Source organism: Kribbella sp. NBC_00889 (assembly GCF_045207705.1).
In the GTDB taxonomy this organism is placed as follows: domain Bacteria; phylum Actinomycetota; class Actinomycetes; order Propionibacteriales; family Kribbellaceae; genus Kribbella.
The window spans coordinates 2206325-2221720 of sequence record NZ_CP108783.1 but is presented as its reverse complement, the minus strand read 5'-3'; the positions used below and the strand labels follow the sequence as shown (position 1 = coordinate 2221720).

Below are 15396 nucleotides of genomic sequence, written 5' to 3'. Positions count from 1 at the left end.
TCTACCCAGCGCCGGGCCGGTGTACGGGGTCACTCGACCAGCTTGCCCTCGGTCGAGATGTCGTCGCGCATCAGCTTGCGGAGCTCGTCCGGGATCGGTGGGATCGCCTCACGCTCCACCGCTCCCGGCCCGGACCACACGAGATTGACCTGCAGCGACTCGTCCAGCTGCGGGTAGTCGGACCGGTTGTGGCAGCCGCGGGACTCACGCCGTTCGAGCGCGGCGTCGAGGGTCGCCCGCGCGGCCAGGGCCGAGGACTTCAGGTCGAACGCGTGGGCCAGGTCCTGGTAGCCGGCGATGTCGGGGTGTACGCCGATCCGCGTCATCCGGTCCTCGAGGTCCGTCAGCTCCGACAGCCCGGCCTGCAGTCCTGCCTCGTCGCGCACCACACCGGCCCGCGTGGTCATCGTGTCGCGGAGCGCCCGCTGCAGCGCCCGCACGTTCTCCGGACCATCGCTAGCCAGCAGGCCGTCGACCTCGGCCCGCGCTTCGGCGACCGCCTCCGCGGATCGCTCCTGGGACTGCCGGCCGATCGAGTACTTCGCCGCTTCCTCGGCAACGATCCGGCCGAAGACCAGCAGTTCGATCAGTGAGTTGCCGCCCAGCCGGTTCGCGCCGTGCAGACCGCTGGCCGCTTCGCCGATCGCGTACAGCCCTTCGACACCGGTAGCGTGATCCTCCGGGCGGACCCAGACGCCACCCATCGAGTAGTGCGCGGTCGGTGCGATCTCGATCGGCTGCTTGGTGATGTCGAGCATCTGGAGTTCGAGCAGCGTCTGGTAGACCCGCGGCAGCCGCCGCATGATCGTCTCTCGCGGCAGGTGCGACACGTCGAGCCACACCCCGCCGTTCGGCGTACCGCGGCCTTCCGTGATCTCGGTGTACGCCGCCAGCGCGACCCGGTCCCGCGTCGACAGCTCCATCCGCTCGGCGTCGTACCGCGCCATGAATCGCTCCCCCAGGGCGTTCCGCAGCTGACCGCCCTCGCCACGCGCGGCCTCGGATACGAGGGTTCCGGCGGCGTTCTCGGGCTCGAGCAAGCCGGACGGGTGGAACTGGACGAGCTCGGGGTCACGGATCTTGCCCCCGGCAAGGACCGCCAGGCGGAACGAGTCACCGGTGTTCTCGTCGCGACGGGACGACGTACGCCGCCAGATGCGGGTGTGACCGCCCGCGGCGAGGATGACCGCGTCGGCGTGGATGACGTAGCGCCGCCCAGTGGTCAGGTCGAACCCGTAGGCGCCGAAGACGGTGTTGTCCCGCACCAGGATGCGGGTGACGTACACGGTGTCGAGGATCGGGACGCCGAGCTGCACGGCGCGGTTGACCAGGGTCCGCTGGATCTCCAGGCCGGTGTAGTCGCCGGCGAACGCGGTCCGCCGGTACGTGTGGGCGCCGAAGAACCGCTGCGAGATCCGGCCGTCGGCCTCACGGGCGAACGGCATGCCGTATCGCTCGAGGTCCTCGATGCCACGAGCCGCACCCTCGGTGACGATCTGCACCGTGATCGGGTTCGCCAGCAGGTAGCTCTCCTGCAGCGTGTCGGCCGCGTGCTGCTGCCAGGTGTCGTCGGGGTCCATCGTGGCCAGCGCCGCATTGATCCCGCCGGCGGCCAGCGAAGTGTGGGCGTCCGACCGCGAGCGCTTTCCGAGAACGAGTACTTCGACGCCCTGCTCGGCCAGTTCGATCGCGGCCCGTAGACCGCCACCACCGGATCCGATCACCAGGACGGACGTGGCGATCTGCTGTTCGGTGGTACTCATCGGAATCTCCTCGCGTTCCAGGCGGTGGTCTCACCACCTAGGACCACGCACGGCACCGATCTGTGACTGTCTGCTCAGTCACACCGCCGAGGACTCGTCGTCGCGGTAGGCCAGATCGTCGTGGCGGAGGCGGTACAAGTTCAGACGCTGGTGGTGGTACTGATCCGTCTCGCCGATCGGCTCCATGCCGATCCGCTCGGCTGTGGCCGCGGCGCGCTTGTTCTTCGGGCTGACCAGAGCGAACAGCTCCTCGACGTCCGCCGTGTGCATCGACCACCGGGCCAGCGCCTCCCCCGCCTCCGAGGCGTAGCCGTGACCCCACGCCGTACGGGCGAGCTGCCAGCCGACCTCGAGGTCCTGCCACGGCTCCAGCCGGAGCAGGGCCACGCCGCCGATCACCCGCCCGGTCGCGCGGAGTTCGACCGCCCAGTGGCTGGCGGGTGCCACGTCCTTGGCCGCCCACCCGTGCAGCACGTTGCGCATGGCCAGCACGTTAGGCACCCAGCTCATGGCCGGCGTCAGCCAGCGCGTCACCTGCTCGTCACCGTAGATGACCAGCGCGTCCGACACATCGGTATCGCGCCACGCCCTGATCTGCAGTCGTTCGGTCTCGATCGTCGGCTTCATCTCACGCTCCTGGGCTCAGGGAACCGGTCGGCACAGCTATGACCGGGCAGGGGTCGCAGCTGTGACACCCACGGAGACCACGGACTCGACCACGGACTCCCAGGGCGCGCCGACCACGGTCGTTCCTGGACGGTGTCAGTAGTCCTTCGCAAGCCCCCAGCGACGACTGAAGGAGTCCCGACGTGACGCAGACCGCCACTCTCGATCAAGCGGTGTCGGACTTCGTCCGGCTCCGTCCACGCCTGTTCCGGGTCGCCTGCCGGATCGTCGGCAACGTGCACGAGGCCGAGGACATCGTCCAGGACGTCTGGCTGCGCTGGCAGCGCACCGACCGGGCCGCCGTCGCCGACCCCGCGGCGTTCCTCGCCACCGCGACCTGCCGGCTCGCCATCAACGTCGTCCAGTCCGCCCGGCACCGGCACGAGACGTACGTCGCCCCGTGGCTGTCCGAGGAGACCACGGAGGGCGGCGCCGATCCGCAGGCGGTGATCGAACGCCGTGAGGCCGTCGACCACGCCGTACGACTCCTCCTGGAGCGACTGTCACCCGCGGAACGCGCCACCTATGTACTCCGGGAAGGCTTCGAGTACCCGTACCGCGAGATCGCCGCGACGCTGCACATCGCAGCGCCGAACGCCAGGCAGCTCGTGAAGCGCGCCCGCGACCGGCTGTCGTCCGACCGCCGTCATCCGGTCGCCCCCGCGGCACACGATCGGCTCCGTCGCGCCCTGGCGTCGGCGTCCAGCGCCGGCGAGCTGGCCGGCCTCGAACAACTCCTCACCGCCGACCTCGCTGCCCAGGCGAGTTGATGCCAACTCCCAGCAGATCGCGGACCTGAGACACCTCAGGGTTCGCTGTCGTCGATCGGCGAGGGGCACTAGCCTCAGGTGAGGGGTGGTGGATTCGTGACGATCGGCGGGGCGGCACAGGAACTGCGCGGGCGGCGGGCTGAGTGTGCCCAGCTGGATCGGGTGGTGACCGGAGTGCGTTCCGGCCAGGGTCAGGTCCTGGTCGTCCGCGGCGAGGCGGGCATCGGGAAGTCCGCCTTGCTCGACTACCTGGCCGGCCACGCCGGTGAGTGTCGGGTCGCCCGCGCGGCGGGCGTCGAGGCCGAGATGGAGCTTCCGTTCGCCGGTCTGCACCAGTTGTGCTTGCCGTTGCTGGATCACACCGATCAGCTGCCCCGGCCACAGCGCGAGGCGCTCGCGGTCGCGTTCGGCCTCGAGGCAGGTGGCCCACCCGACCGGTTCCTGGTCGGTGCGGCGGCACTGAGTCTGCTGGCCGAGGCGTCCGACGAGAAGCCCCTGCTGTGCGTGATCGACGACGCACAGTGGCTCGACCAGGCCTCGGCGCAGGCCCTGACATTCGTCGGACGTCGCCTGTTCGCGGATCGCATCGGCCTGGTGTTCGCCGTACGCGAGCCTGTGACCGGTCCTGAATGGCGCGGGCTTCCGGAGTTGATCGTCGGGCGGCTGTCGGACGCCGATGCGAGCGCGCTCCTCGAGTCCGTGGTTGCGGGGCGGCTGGACGAGCACGTCCGGGATCGGATCGTGGCCGAGACCCGCGGCAACCCGCTCGCCCTCCTGGAGCTGCCGCACGGTCTGACGGCGACCGAGCTGGCCGGTGGGTTCGAGCGCCCGGACGCCCGGCCGCTCGCGAGCCAGATCGAGCAGAACTTCACCCAGCGGCTGCGGGCGCTTCCGGCGGAGACGCAGAAGCTGCTCCTCACCGCCGCGGCCGAGCCGGTCGGCGACGTACCGCTGCTGCTCCGGGCGCTCGGGATTCTCGGGATCCCGGTGAGTGCTGCCGGACCGGCAGAGACGGCCGGGCTGTTCGAGATCGGTCGCCGGGTGCGGTTCCGGCATCCGTTGGTGCGATCGGCGTCGTACCGGGCAGCGACCTGGGCCGATCGTCGCGAGGTCCACCAAGCCATCGCCGAGGCGATCGACCCTGGTCACGATCCCGACCGGCGCGCCTGGCATCGCGCCAACGGAGCGGACGGGCCGGACGAGGACATCGCCGCTGAACTCATCAGTTCCGCGGACCGGGCACAGCGTCGCGGCGGTGTCGCGGCCACGGCCGCGTTTCTGCAGCGGGCGACCGACCTGACTCCGGACCCGGCCCTGCGGGCGCAACGTGCCCACGCCGCGGCCCAGGTCACCCTCGGCGCCGGTGCGTTCGAGACTGCGCTGAAACTGCTCGTCACCGCCGACGAGGTTTCGGTCAGCGCTGTCCACTCTGCTCAGGTGAACCTGCTCCGGGCACAGATCGGGTTCGCCTCCGGTCACACTGCGGACTCCGCCCATCTGCTGCTGGAGGCCGCCCGGCGATTCGAACCGCTGGATGCCGACCTTGCCCGCGACACGTACCTCGACGCGATGATGGCGGCGATGTTCGCCGGCCGCCTCGCCCCGGGCTCTCCACAGACCGACGTGTCGCGGGCCGCTCGCGCTGCACCACCGCCGACGAAGCGCCGCAAGCACGACCTGCTGCTGGAGACCGAGGCGGTCATGTTCACCGACGGGTACGCGGCAGCGGTCCCGTTGGCTCGGGAAGCGCTCCGGGCATTCACCGACGAGCAGCTCGCCGAGCCGGGCGATCTGCGGTGGTTGTGGCTGGCATCGCGTACCGCGGTGGATCTGTGGGACGACGAGTACTGGGATGTGCTCACCGACCGGCACATCCGGATCGCGCGCGAGTTCGGCGATCTCGCCGGGCTTCCGCTGGTGCTGAACTCGCGAGTGTTCCTGCACCTGTTCGCCGGGCAGTTCGCGGCGGCCACCTTGCTCGTGGCCGAGATCCGGACGATCTCCGACGCGACCGGGCTCGGCCTGGCGCCGTACGGCACGCTCGGGCTGACGGTCTGGCGGGGTGACGTCGCCAAGGCGACCCCGCTGATCGCGGCGAGTCTGGAGGATGTGAGGGCACGCGGCGAAGGCGCCGGGATGTCCTTCACCCAGTGGGCCGGCTCGTTCCTGATGAACGGACTCGCTCGCTATCCGGAGGCGCTCGAGTTCGCCCGAGCCGCCATCGAGGACCCGAAGGACCTCGGCGTGGCCAACTGGGCCCTGCCGGAGCTGGTCGAGTCCGCGACGCGGTGCGACCGGGCCGACCTGGCCTCGGACGCTCTCGACCGGCTGTCGGGGATGGCGCGTGCCAGCGGCACCAACTGGGCCCTCGGTTTGCTCGCCCGCTCGCGCGCCCTGATGGCGACTGGGCAGGAGTCCGACTACGAGGAGGCCATCGCGCTCCTCGGCCGCACCCGCGCCCGGGTGGATCTCGCCCGGACCCATCTCCTGTACGGCGAACGGCTGCGCCGGGCGGGTCGTCGCCAGGACGCTCGCACCCAGCTCCGAACGGCGTACGAGATGTTCACCGCAGCCGGCGCCGACGTCTTCGTCGAGCGGACGCGCGGTGAGCTCGCGGCCACCGGCGAGGTCGTCAACGGCGTAACGCGCCGCGCCGGCGACGGCCTGACCGCACAGGAAGCGCATATCGCCGAACTGGCCGGCACCGGCCTCACCAACGCCGAGATCGGCGCCAAGCTGTTCCTCAGCCAGCACACCGTCGAGTGGCACCTCCGCAAGGTCTTCACCAAACTAGGCATCACCTCCCGCCGCCAACTCCGCCCCACCCCCAACCGCGGCCTCACCGGCTAGCTCCTTCGCCCCGAGGCCGACCTAGTGCACGGCTTAACCACGCATCGCCCCCAGAAACGGTCGCCGGGTGCACAAAGTGCTGGTCATGCACGTCCCAAGGTGCTTCCAGACATCTGGATCAAAGGCGCTTGCTGTCGGTGGGGGCAGGCGGGCTGCGGGAACGAGGTTGAGAGGACGGGTCTCCGGAAAGAAAGTTGCACCTGGCGACCAGAAGTTTCCGAAAAGCGCGGAACGACGGGGTTGTGAGGTGAGAGGGTAGTGGGCTGGGTGGCGCTGGGGAGCGCCGGCTGACGAGACTGCGGGCGGGGCGCGGTAGGCATGTCACAAATCGGGGGGCTGCGCTGTCTTTGCTAGTGAGGAATCGATGAAGGAGATGTCGGTGCGCAGGATCGTTGTGGTGGGCGGTGGGTACGCCGGGTTCTATGCGGCGTGGAAGCTGGAGAAGAAGCTGCGGCGGGGTGAGGCCGAGGTGGTGGTGATCGATCCGCGGCCGTACATGACGTACCAGCCGTTCCTGCCCGAGGTGCTGTCCGGGTCGGTCGAGGCTCGGCACGCGGCGATCTCGTTGCGGCGGAACCTGCATCACACCAAGCTCATCGCCGGATCGGTGACCAGGGTCGAGCATGCCCGGCGCACGGTGACGATCCAGCCTGTCAAGGGGCCTGAGTACGAGCTCGAGTACGACATCATCGCGGTGACCGCCGGTGCGGTCACCCGGACGTTCGACCTGCCCGGTGTCGCCGACCGCGCGATCGGCATGAAGCACGTGGAGGAGGCAGTCGCGATTCGCGACCGGCTGCTCACCGCCTTCGACGAGGCGTCCGTGCTCCCGCCCGGGCCGGAGCGGCAGCGGCTCCTGACAGTGACGTTCGTGGGCGGCGGCTTCGCCGGGGTCGAGGGCTTCGGTGAGCTTCTGTCGCTGGCCAACGCCCTGCTCAAGAAGTACCCGGAGCTGAGCCGCGACGATCTGGCCTTCCACCTGGTCGAGGCGACCCAGCGGATCCTGCCCGAGGTCACCGACGGGCCCAGGAAGTGGGTGCGTTCGCTCCTCGAACGGCGTGGCGCACGCCTCCACCTCGACACCACCCTCGTGTCGGCCGACGACGGCCACGTGATCCTGTCGGACGGGACGGAGTACGACACGGAGCTGCTCGTGTGGACGGCCGGCAACGCCGCGACCCGACTGGTGCGTGGCCACACCGACCTGCCGGTGACGGATCGTGGTCTGATCCAGACGCGCGCCGATCTGCGGGTCGGCACCGAGACCGAGGTGATCCCGGACGCCTGGGCAGCCGGCGACGATGCCGCCGTCCCGGACCTCGCCTCCCCGGTCCCCGGTGCGTTCACGGTGCCCAACGCGCAGAACGCCGTACGCCAGGGGAAGCGGCTGGCGAAGAACCTGCTGGCGTCGCTGCGTGGCCGCGAACCGAAGAAGTACGTCCACCACACGCTGGGGGCCGTTGCGACCCTGGGCTTGGGCACCGGGATCTTCCAGTTCCGCTGGATCGTCGTCAGGGGTTTCCTCGCCTGGCTCATGCACCGCGGCTACCACGTCCTGGCCGTCCCGACCTGGGACCGCAAGATGCGCGTGCTGTCCGTCTGGCTCGCCGCCGCGATCCATGGCCGCGACATCGTCTCGCTGGCGTCGGTCCAACGGCCCCGGGACGCCTTCGTGAACGAGGCTGCCCTGCCCAAGTTAAGTTTGGCGGATGTTCACAGTGGAGGAACGCCTGCGGCTGCGGAATCGGCTGATCGAAGCAGCTGAGCACGACGACCGGATCGACGGTGCGGCACTGACCGGCTCGGCGGCCGCCGGGGCCGAGGACGAGTGGTCGGACATCGACCTCGCTTTCGGGCTGGCGGACGGAGCCGATCAGGCCGCCGTACTCGACGACTGGACCGGCCGGATGTACGGCGACCACGGCTGCATGGACCACCTGGACATGCGAGTGCGCGGGACGATCTACCGGGTCTTCCTGCTGCGGAACACCCTTCAGGTGGATATCGCGTTCGCGCCCGCGGGCGAGTTCGGCGCGCTCGGTCCGGCGTTCGCGCTGCTGTTCGGCGAGGCGAGCGAGCAGCAACCGTTCGCCGAGGCCGTGGCGAAGGACCTGATCGGCATGGCCTGGCTGTACGCGCTGCACGCCCGCTCCAGCATTGCCCGCGGCAAGGATTGGCAGGCCGAGTACATGATCAGCGGCCTCCGCGACCACCTGCTCGCGTTGATGTGCCTCCGCCACGGCGTGCCGACATCGCAGGGCCGCGGCTTCCACCTGTTGCCAGAGGCAATCACCAAGCCGGTCGAGGACACACTCGTCCGCTCCCTCGACACCGGTGAGCTGACCCGTGCGTTCGGCGCATCGATCGACGTACTCCTGCCCGAGATCGAGGCCGCGGATCCCGGGCTGGCCACGAAGCTCGCCGGTCCGCTCCGGGCGCTGGCTACACCACGGTGAGCACCTCGGCGTAGTGGCACGCCGCCGGATGCCCTTGACCGCGGTCGGTCAGCGCCGGCGTCTCCTCCACGCACAGACGCTGCTCGGCCTCTGTCAGTACGGCGAACTTCGGGCAACGGGTGCGGAAGCGGCAACCGCTCGGCGGACTGACCGGGTTGGGGACGTCACCGCTGATGACGATCCGCTCCCGGGCCCGGATCCGTTCCCGGCGCGGATCCGGTAGCGGGATCGCGGAGATCAGCGCCTGCGTGTACGGGTGGGCCGGACGGTCGAACAGCTCGTCCCGGTTGCCGATCTCAACGATCTGGCCGAGGTACATCACCGCGACCCGGTCGGCGATGTGTCGCACCACCGACAGGTCGTGGGCGACGAACAAGTACGCCAGCCCGAGCTCCTGTTGCAGGTCCTCGAGCAGGTTGACGACGCCCGCCTGGATCGACACGTCGAGGGCCGACACCGGCTCGTCCAGAACGAGCAGATCGGGGCGCAGGGCAAGGGCTCGCGCGATGCCGACTCGTTGCCGTTGGCCACCAGAGAACTCGTGCGGGTACCGGTTGCCGTGCTCGGGGTTCAGTCCGACGGTTGCGAGTAGTTCGCGCACGCGGGCAGGCCCTTCGGCGTCGTACCGGCCGTGGATGCGCTGCGGTTCGGCGATCGCGTCGGTCACGGTCATCCGCGGATCGAGCGAGGCGTACGGGTCCTGGAAGACGATCTGCAGCCGTTGCCGGAGCTTGCGCATCCGGGCCGAGCCGACTGCGCCGAGGTCCTCGCCGTCGAACACCACCTTGCCCGCCGTCGCGGGTTGCAGGTTGAGAACGGCGCGACCGGTGGTCGACTTGCCGCAGCCCGACTCGCCGACCAGGCCCAAGGTCTCACCACGATGCAGGTCGAAGGAGATGTCGCAGACGGCATGTACGTCGCCGTTGCGTCGGCGGAGCACTCCCTTGCTCCGGACCGGATAGTGCTTGACCAGGTTCTGCACGGACAGCAGCGGCTGCTCGCTCATCGGGTTCCTCCCGTACTGTCCAGCGACGTCTGAGCGAACACGTCCTCCGGTCGCCTTCCTTCGAGATCGTTGGAGAAGTGGCACGCCGCGAAATGATCGGTCGCGCCGACCGCGAGGAGATCGGGCTCGTCGGTGTCACAGATCTCCGCCCGCATCGGGCATCGCGGCGCGAACGGGCAGCCGTGCGGCAGATCGAGCAGGGACGGCGGTGCACCCGTGATCGGGACCAGGCGCTCCGACCGCCCGTCCAGTCGTGGCAGGCTGCCGATCAGTCCGAGCGTGTACGGCATCCGTGGTGCGTAGTAGATGTCGTCGACACCACCGAGCTCGACCGGGCGTCCGGCGTACATCACCAGGACGCGGTCGGCCGATCCGGCGACGACGCCGAGGTCGTGGGTGATCAGGACCATCGCGGCGTCGGTGGCGGCCCGGGCGGTCTCCAGCGCCTGCAGGACTTGGGCTTGCACGGTGACGTCGAGGGCCGTGGTCGGCTCGTCGGCGATGATCACGTCCGGGTCGTTCGCCATCGCCGTCGCGATCACCACTCGTTGCCGCATCCCGCCGGAGAACTCGTGCGGGAAGTCGCGGGCCCGTTCCCGTGGGCGAGGGATCTGCATCGCCGCGAGCAGGTCGACGGCGCGTTCGCGTGCGTCCGCCGCGCTGACGTCGTTGTGCGCGCGGACGGCCTCGGCGATCTGGTCGCCGACCGGGTAGACCGGGTTCAGCGACGTCATCGGGTCCTGGAACACCATCGCGATCCGGCCGCCGCGGATCCGCTGCAACTCCTTGTCCGGGGCACCGATCAGCTCCTGCCCGCGGTACCGGACCGAGCCGCCGACCCGGGCCGAGGCCGGCAGCAGACCCATCACCGCCATCGAGGTGACCGACTTGCCCGAGCCGGACTCGCCGACGATGCCGAGCACCTCGCCGCGGCGCAATGCGTAGCTGACGCCGCGGACCGCGCGGACCAGGCCGTCCTCGGTCGGGAACGACACGGTGAGGTCCTCGACCTCGAGCACAGTCTCGCGGTCAGAGCTGGGCTTGACGGTGAACTCGCTCACTGACGCACCTTCCGCTGGGTCGGATCGAACGCGTCCCGCAGTCCGTCGCCGATGAAGTTGATGGTGAGCGCGATCAGCACGATGAACGCGCCTGGGAAGTAGAACAGCCACGGCCGCGTGCTCACCGCGGTGTCGGCCTCACTGACCAGCAGGCCGAGCGAGGTGTCCGGCGGCTGCACGCCGAGTCCGAGGAACGACAGTGCCGTTTCGACGAGGATCGCCGCCGCGACCAGGATCGTGACGTTGACGATGATCGGCCCGAGCGCGTTCGGAATCAGATGCCGGAAGATGATCCAGCGGTCGGTGGCGCCGAGTGCCCGGCTGGCCTCGACGTACTCCTTCTCCCGCAGCGACAGAACCACGCCGCGCACCACGCGGGAGACGTACGCCCACTGGAGAGCGGCGATCACCAGCGCGACGAACCACCAGGAGCCCGAGGTCGCCCGGGTCAGTACTGCGGCGACCGCCAGCAACGGAAGGGTCAGGACCAGGTCGGCGATGCGCATCATGATGCTGTCGGTCAAACCGCGGTAGTAACCGGAGAAGGCACCCCACAGCGTGCCGAACAGCCCCGCCAGCAAAGCGATCAACAACGCGATCTCGATCGATCGTTGGGTGCCCCGCAGTACCTGCGCGAAGGTGTCGTGACCCAGGTTGTCGGTGCCGAACGGATGCTGGGCCGACGGTGGCACGGACGCCGCCGGCGTGATGTCGGCGTACCCGTAGCGCCAGACCGCGCCACCCACAAAGGCCAGCAGCACGATCGCGACGAACAGGACCAGACTGATCACGGCCGCCTTGTGCCGGAGGAATCGGCGCAGGACCAACTCGCGCTGGCTGCGCTGCCTGACGGTGCTGACCGGCCGGGTGGTGGGTGCGGCGACGGTCGAGAGATGCTCACTCATAGCGGATCCGTGGGTCGAGGAGGGCGTACAGCAGGTCGGCGATCAGGTTGAAGACGATGACGGCGACCGCAACCACGAGCAGCCACGCCAGTACGGCGTACGCGTCGCGTTCGTTGACCGAGCTGACCAGGAAGTCGCCGAGTCCACGCCACTGGAACACGGTCTCGGTGATCACCGCCCCCGAGATCAGGGCGGCGAAGTCGAGCGCGGTGATCGTCACCATCGGGATCAGTGCGGTCCGCAGCGCGTGTTTGACTACGACCCGGCGTCGCGAGAGCCCCTTCGCCCGGGCGAACAGGACGTAGTCGCTGTTCAGTACGTCGAGCATCGAGGCCCGCTGGAAGCGGCTCCACGCACCGAACGAGATCAGCGCCAGCGAGATGGTCGGCAGCACCAGGTGGCCGGCCGCATCGGTGAGATGGGCCCACGTCCCGCCTTCCACGATGACCGATCTCTCCCCGATCGTGGAGACGACCTGCCGGCCGACCAGATTGTTCAGCGAGATCCCACCCTGCTTGAGCAGTACCGCGAACCAGAACGACGGCATCGACAGGAACAGGAAAGCGGCGAAGGTGAAGCCGTAGTCGATCCCGGAGTACTGCTTCACCGCACTGACCACGCCGACGAACACTGCCAACAGCAGCGCGAGAACGACGGCGACCGCGATCAGCCGCAGCGTGACGCCGAACCGGGTGACGATCTCGTGGCCGATGTCGACGTTGGTGCGCACCGACGGCCCGAAGTCGCCGTGCACCACCCCGGTGATCCAGGTCCAATAGCGCTGCAGGACCGGCTGATCCAAATGGAGGCGCTCCGCCTCGACCGCGACGACCTGCGGCGACGGTGGCGGGTTGCGTCCCTTCAGGTTCGCCAGCGGATCTCCTGACAGCGTGACGAGCAGGAACACGATGAACGTCGACGCGATGATCACCGGGATCGACACCAGCAACCGTCGGATGGTGTAGGTCAGCACGTCGGCCTACCGCGCCGCTGTGATCGCGTCGAACACGGCGGTCGCACTCGGGTCGAGTTGGGCCTGCGTCGTCTGGTCGTTCCCGAGCAGCACCACCGCGATCCCGTCGTCGGGGAACAACGCATGCATCGCGTGGAAGCCGCCGACCGTACCGTTGTGCCAGATGAGCGGTTTGCCCTCGTACGTCTGGGCGACCCATCCACACGCATAACTGCCGAGGTTCGGCGTGAACATCAGCTTCAGCGTCTCGGCCCGGAACAGCCCCGGCCGCAGCAGCGCCGCATCCCATCGCGCGAGGTCTCCCGCGGTCCCGGTGATTCCACCCGCGCCCAGCATCCACGGCAGGTTCCACTGGTACGCCCGGTGTACGCCGTCCGCCTCGGCGTAGTAGCCGAGGGCAACGTCCCGGCTGCCCGGCGCCGGGTAGCTCTGCCTGGTGTCGCGCATCCCCAGTGGCCGGAAGAACGACTGCGCGAGGTACTCCCCCAGCGTCATCCGGGTCACCTTCTGCACGACCAACCCCAGCAGGAGGTAGTTGGTGTTGCTGTAGGCGTACTGCGATCCCGGTGGGAAGTGCAGCGGCAGGGTCTGCAGTTTCGCCACCACCTCCGAGTGATCCCGCTCGCCGCTCGCGACAAAGGCGTCGTACGCCGGTTCGAACAGCGGGAACTGGTTGTAGTCGATGATGCCGCTGACCTGCTGCAGCAGTTGGAGCAGCGTGATGGCGGCCCCGCGTAGATAAGCAGGCAGGTACTTGCCGAGGGGATCGTGGACGGAGAGCTTGCCGCGTTCGTGCAGCCGCAGTACGGCGGCCGAGGTGAAGCCCTTGCTGATCGAGCCAAGGTTGTAGATCGTGTCGCCGGTCGCCGAGCGCCGGCCCCGGGACAGGTGCAGCCGGTCGTCCAGCTGCTCGACCTCGAAGAAGTCCTCGCCGGTGAACACGTCGGGCTTGCCACGGTCGCGCAGTCCGTAACCCTTCGTGAAGATCGTGCGGCCGTGCTTGCTCACCGCAACGGTGATGCCGACGCCGGGCGGCTGGATCGCCGCCACGATCTCGTCGATCCGCTGGATCGTCCCGCGGGCGGACCCCGTTGTCGCCTCGGCCGGCGCCGTCAGACTCGCCGCGGCGACGCCGGCCAGGGACGCCGTCAGGAGCGTCCGTCTCGAGGGTGTGCTCGCCATTCCCGACCTCCGTGTCGTCGTCCGGACCTCGCAGCCCAGTGCAGCCGGTGGGTCCAGGTCGGCTCTTCGTCGTATCGCACACAAGATCGGCGCCGACTTCGGCCGATTGGACGAGTACCGCGGCCGTCGCAGCGGCTCAGGATGCTCGCATGTCGACGACTCTGATCATTCGAGGCGGTACTGTCCACGACGGCACCGGCGGCCCCGGCCGGCCCGCCGATGTCGTGATCGAGAACGACCGCATCGTCGCGATCGGGCCCGGCCTGGCCCGCGACGACCAGGACGCCGAGGTCCTGGACGCGACCGGTCTGGCGGTCGCCCCGGGCTTCGTGAACGTCCTGAGTCACTCCTACTTCACCCTCGAACGCGACGGCCGCGGACTGTCCGACCTGTACCAGGGCGTCACCACGCAGATCTTCGGCGAGGGGATCTCGATCGGCCCGTTCACCCCGGAGATCCGGGCCGAGCTCGAAGCGACCCGCGACGCGGGCGACCCCGAGCTGGTCTGGGACCGGCTCTCGGAGTTCCTCGCCCACCTCGAGACCAAGGGCGTCGTCCAGAACGTCGCCAGCTTCGTCGGAGCGCACAACCTGCGGATGATCGGCGCCGGCGCGGACGACCGCCCGATGACCGCGGCCGAACTGGCGAACGTCACCGGCATCCTGGACGAGGAGCTCGCCGACGGCGCCCTTGGCATCGGCTCTGCCCTCATCTACCCACCCGGCTGCTTCGCCTCGACCGACGAACTGGTTGCCCTGTCCACGGTCATCGCCAAGCGGGGCGGCATGTACATCTCGCACATGCGCAGCGAGGGCGACCATTTCCTCGAGGCCGTCGACGAGCTGATCGAGATCGGCCGCCGCGCCGGAGTCCACGCGGAGATCTACCACCTCAAGGCGGCGGGACGGCACAACTGGCCGAAGATGGCGCAGGCGATCGAGCGCGTCGAGGCGGCCCGCGCGACCGGCCAGCCGGTCACCGCGGACATCTATCCGTACCTGGCCGGTCAGACCTCGCTGGGGGCATCGATCCCGCCGGACTTCCACGACGGTGGCCATGAGGCGCTCGCCGCACGGCTGGCCGACCCCGCCGAGCGGGCCCGGATCCGGGAAGCGGTCGTGACGCCCTCCCCACGTTGGGAAAACCTCTACCTCGCCGCCGGCGGAGCCGACGGCGTGATGCTGCTCCCCGATCCGAACGGCCCGGCCGCAAAGTACCGCGGACTCAGCCTGCAGCAGGCAGCCGAGGCCGACAGCCAGGATCCGGTCGAGATGCTCTGCCGCCTGGTCGAGCAGGAGCCGTCGCTGAGTGCAATGTACTTCATGATGGACGAGGACGTGCTGCGCAGCGCGCTCCGCAATCCCTGGGTCTCGGTCGGTTCGGACGCGCAGACGTTCGCGACCGAGGCGCCGTACTCGGACGGTGCGACGCATCCGCGCTCCTACGGCACGTTCGCCCGCATCCTCGGCCGGTACGTCCGCGAGGAGTCGCTGCTGAGCCTGCCCGAAGCGGTCCGCCGGATGACCAGTCTGCCGGCCGGCAACCTCGGTCTGCGCAATCGCGGCGTGCTTGCTCCGGGCAACTACGCGGACGTGATCGCGTTCGACGCCGGTGCCGTCGCCGACCGGGCGACGTACGAGGAACCGCACCAGTACGCCGTCGGCATGCGGCACGTCGTCGTCAACGGGACGGTCGCGCTCGCCGGCGGCGTACCCACCGGCAACCTGCCCGGCCGCGCGCTGCGCCGTGGCCAGTAGCCCCGCG

General features: G+C 69.3%; 12 protein-coding genes. 5 read left to right on the top strand and 7 right to left on the bottom strand.

Going from position 1 to position 15396, the window contains the following annotated elements:
- Positions 1 to 29: 29 nt before the first annotated feature.
- Together OG817_RS10770 and OG817_RS10765 are read right to left on the bottom strand one after the other, a co-directional pair.
- Positions 30 to 1763 (bottom strand): L-aspartate oxidase, encoded by a 1734-nt coding sequence (locus OG817_RS10770; RefSeq protein ID WP_406053655.1) that lies wholly within the window; start codon positions 1761 to 1763, stop codon positions 30 to 32.
- Between the two features lie 78 nt (positions 1764 to 1841).
- Positions 1842 to 2390 (bottom strand): GNAT family N-acetyltransferase, encoded by a 549-nt coding sequence (locus tag OG817_RS10765; RefSeq protein WP_406053653.1) that lies wholly within the window; start codon positions 2388 to 2390, stop codon positions 1842 to 1844.
- A 182-nt stretch (positions 2391 to 2572) separates the two neighbouring features.
- Between OG817_RS10765 and OG817_RS10760 the strand changes: the two genes are divergently transcribed.
- From OG817_RS10760 to OG817_RS10745, 4 genes are all read left to right on the top strand, one after another.
- Entirely contained in the window at positions 2573 to 3199 is a 627-nt protein-coding gene (locus tag OG817_RS10760; RefSeq protein ID WP_406053651.1) for a sigma-70 family RNA polymerase sigma factor, read from the top strand.
- A 96-nt stretch (positions 3200 to 3295) separates the two neighbouring features.
- Positions 3296 to 6049: an ATP-binding protein gene (locus tag OG817_RS10755; protein WP_406053649.1), complete on the top strand. Its 2754-nt coding sequence runs from the start codon at positions 3296 to 3298 to the stop codon at positions 6047 to 6049.
- Between the two features lie 379 nt (positions 6050 to 6428).
- Positions 6429 to 7814 (top strand): NAD(P)/FAD-dependent oxidoreductase, encoded by a 1386-nt coding sequence (locus OG817_RS10750; protein WP_406053647.1) that lies wholly within the window; start codon positions 6429 to 6431, stop codon positions 7812 to 7814.
- Positions 7759 to 8505 carry a nucleotidyltransferase domain-containing protein gene (locus tag OG817_RS10745; protein ID WP_406053645.1) on the top strand — a complete coding sequence of 249 codons (747 nt, stop codon included), beginning with the start codon at positions 7759 to 7761 and terminating at the stop codon, positions 8503 to 8505. The genes OG817_RS10750 and OG817_RS10745 overlap by 56 nt, the downstream gene beginning before the upstream one ends.
- On the opposite strand, the gene OG817_RS10740 is transcribed toward OG817_RS10745, so the two are convergent.
- Genes OG817_RS10740 through OG817_RS10720 form a run of 5 tightly spaced genes read right to left on the bottom strand, consistent with a single transcriptional unit; the run spans position 8492 to position 13632 of the window.
- Positions 8492 to 9511, bottom strand: a complete 1020-nt coding sequence (locus OG817_RS10740; RefSeq protein ID WP_406053643.1) for an ABC transporter ATP-binding protein — start codon at positions 9509 to 9511, stop codon at positions 8492 to 8494. The genes OG817_RS10745 and OG817_RS10740 overlap by 14 nt on opposite strands.
- The gene (locus OG817_RS10735) at positions 9508 to 10572 is read right to left on the bottom strand and encodes an ABC transporter ATP-binding protein (protein WP_406053641.1); all 1065 of its coding nucleotides are present in this window, start codon (positions 10570 to 10572) and stop codon (positions 9508 to 9510) included. Before OG817_RS10735 ends, OG817_RS10740 begins: the two co-directional genes overlap by 4 nt.
- A complete protein-coding gene (locus tag OG817_RS10730) occupies positions 10569 to 11477 on the bottom strand; it encodes an ABC transporter permease (RefSeq protein WP_406053639.1) in 909 nt (302 codons plus the stop codon). Before OG817_RS10730 ends, OG817_RS10735 begins: the two co-directional genes overlap by 4 nt.
- Entirely contained in the window at positions 11470 to 12450 is a 981-nt protein-coding gene (locus OG817_RS10725; RefSeq protein ID WP_406053637.1) for an ABC transporter permease, read from the bottom strand. The genes OG817_RS10730 and OG817_RS10725 overlap by 8 nt, the downstream gene beginning before the upstream one ends.
- A gap of 6 nt (positions 12451 to 12456) precedes the next feature.
- Positions 12457 to 13632 (bottom strand): serine hydrolase domain-containing protein, encoded by a 1176-nt coding sequence (locus OG817_RS10720; protein WP_406053634.1) that lies wholly within the window; start codon positions 13630 to 13632, stop codon positions 12457 to 12459.
- Between the two features lie 149 nt (positions 13633 to 13781).
- Here OG817_RS10720 and OG817_RS10715 point away from each other — a divergent pair, with 149 nt between their 5' ends.
- Positions 13782 to 15389, top strand: a complete 1608-nt coding sequence (locus tag OG817_RS10715) for an amidohydrolase family protein (protein WP_406053632.1) — start codon at positions 13782 to 13784, stop codon at positions 15387 to 15389.
- The last annotated feature ends 7 nt before the right edge of the window (positions 15390 to 15396 follow it).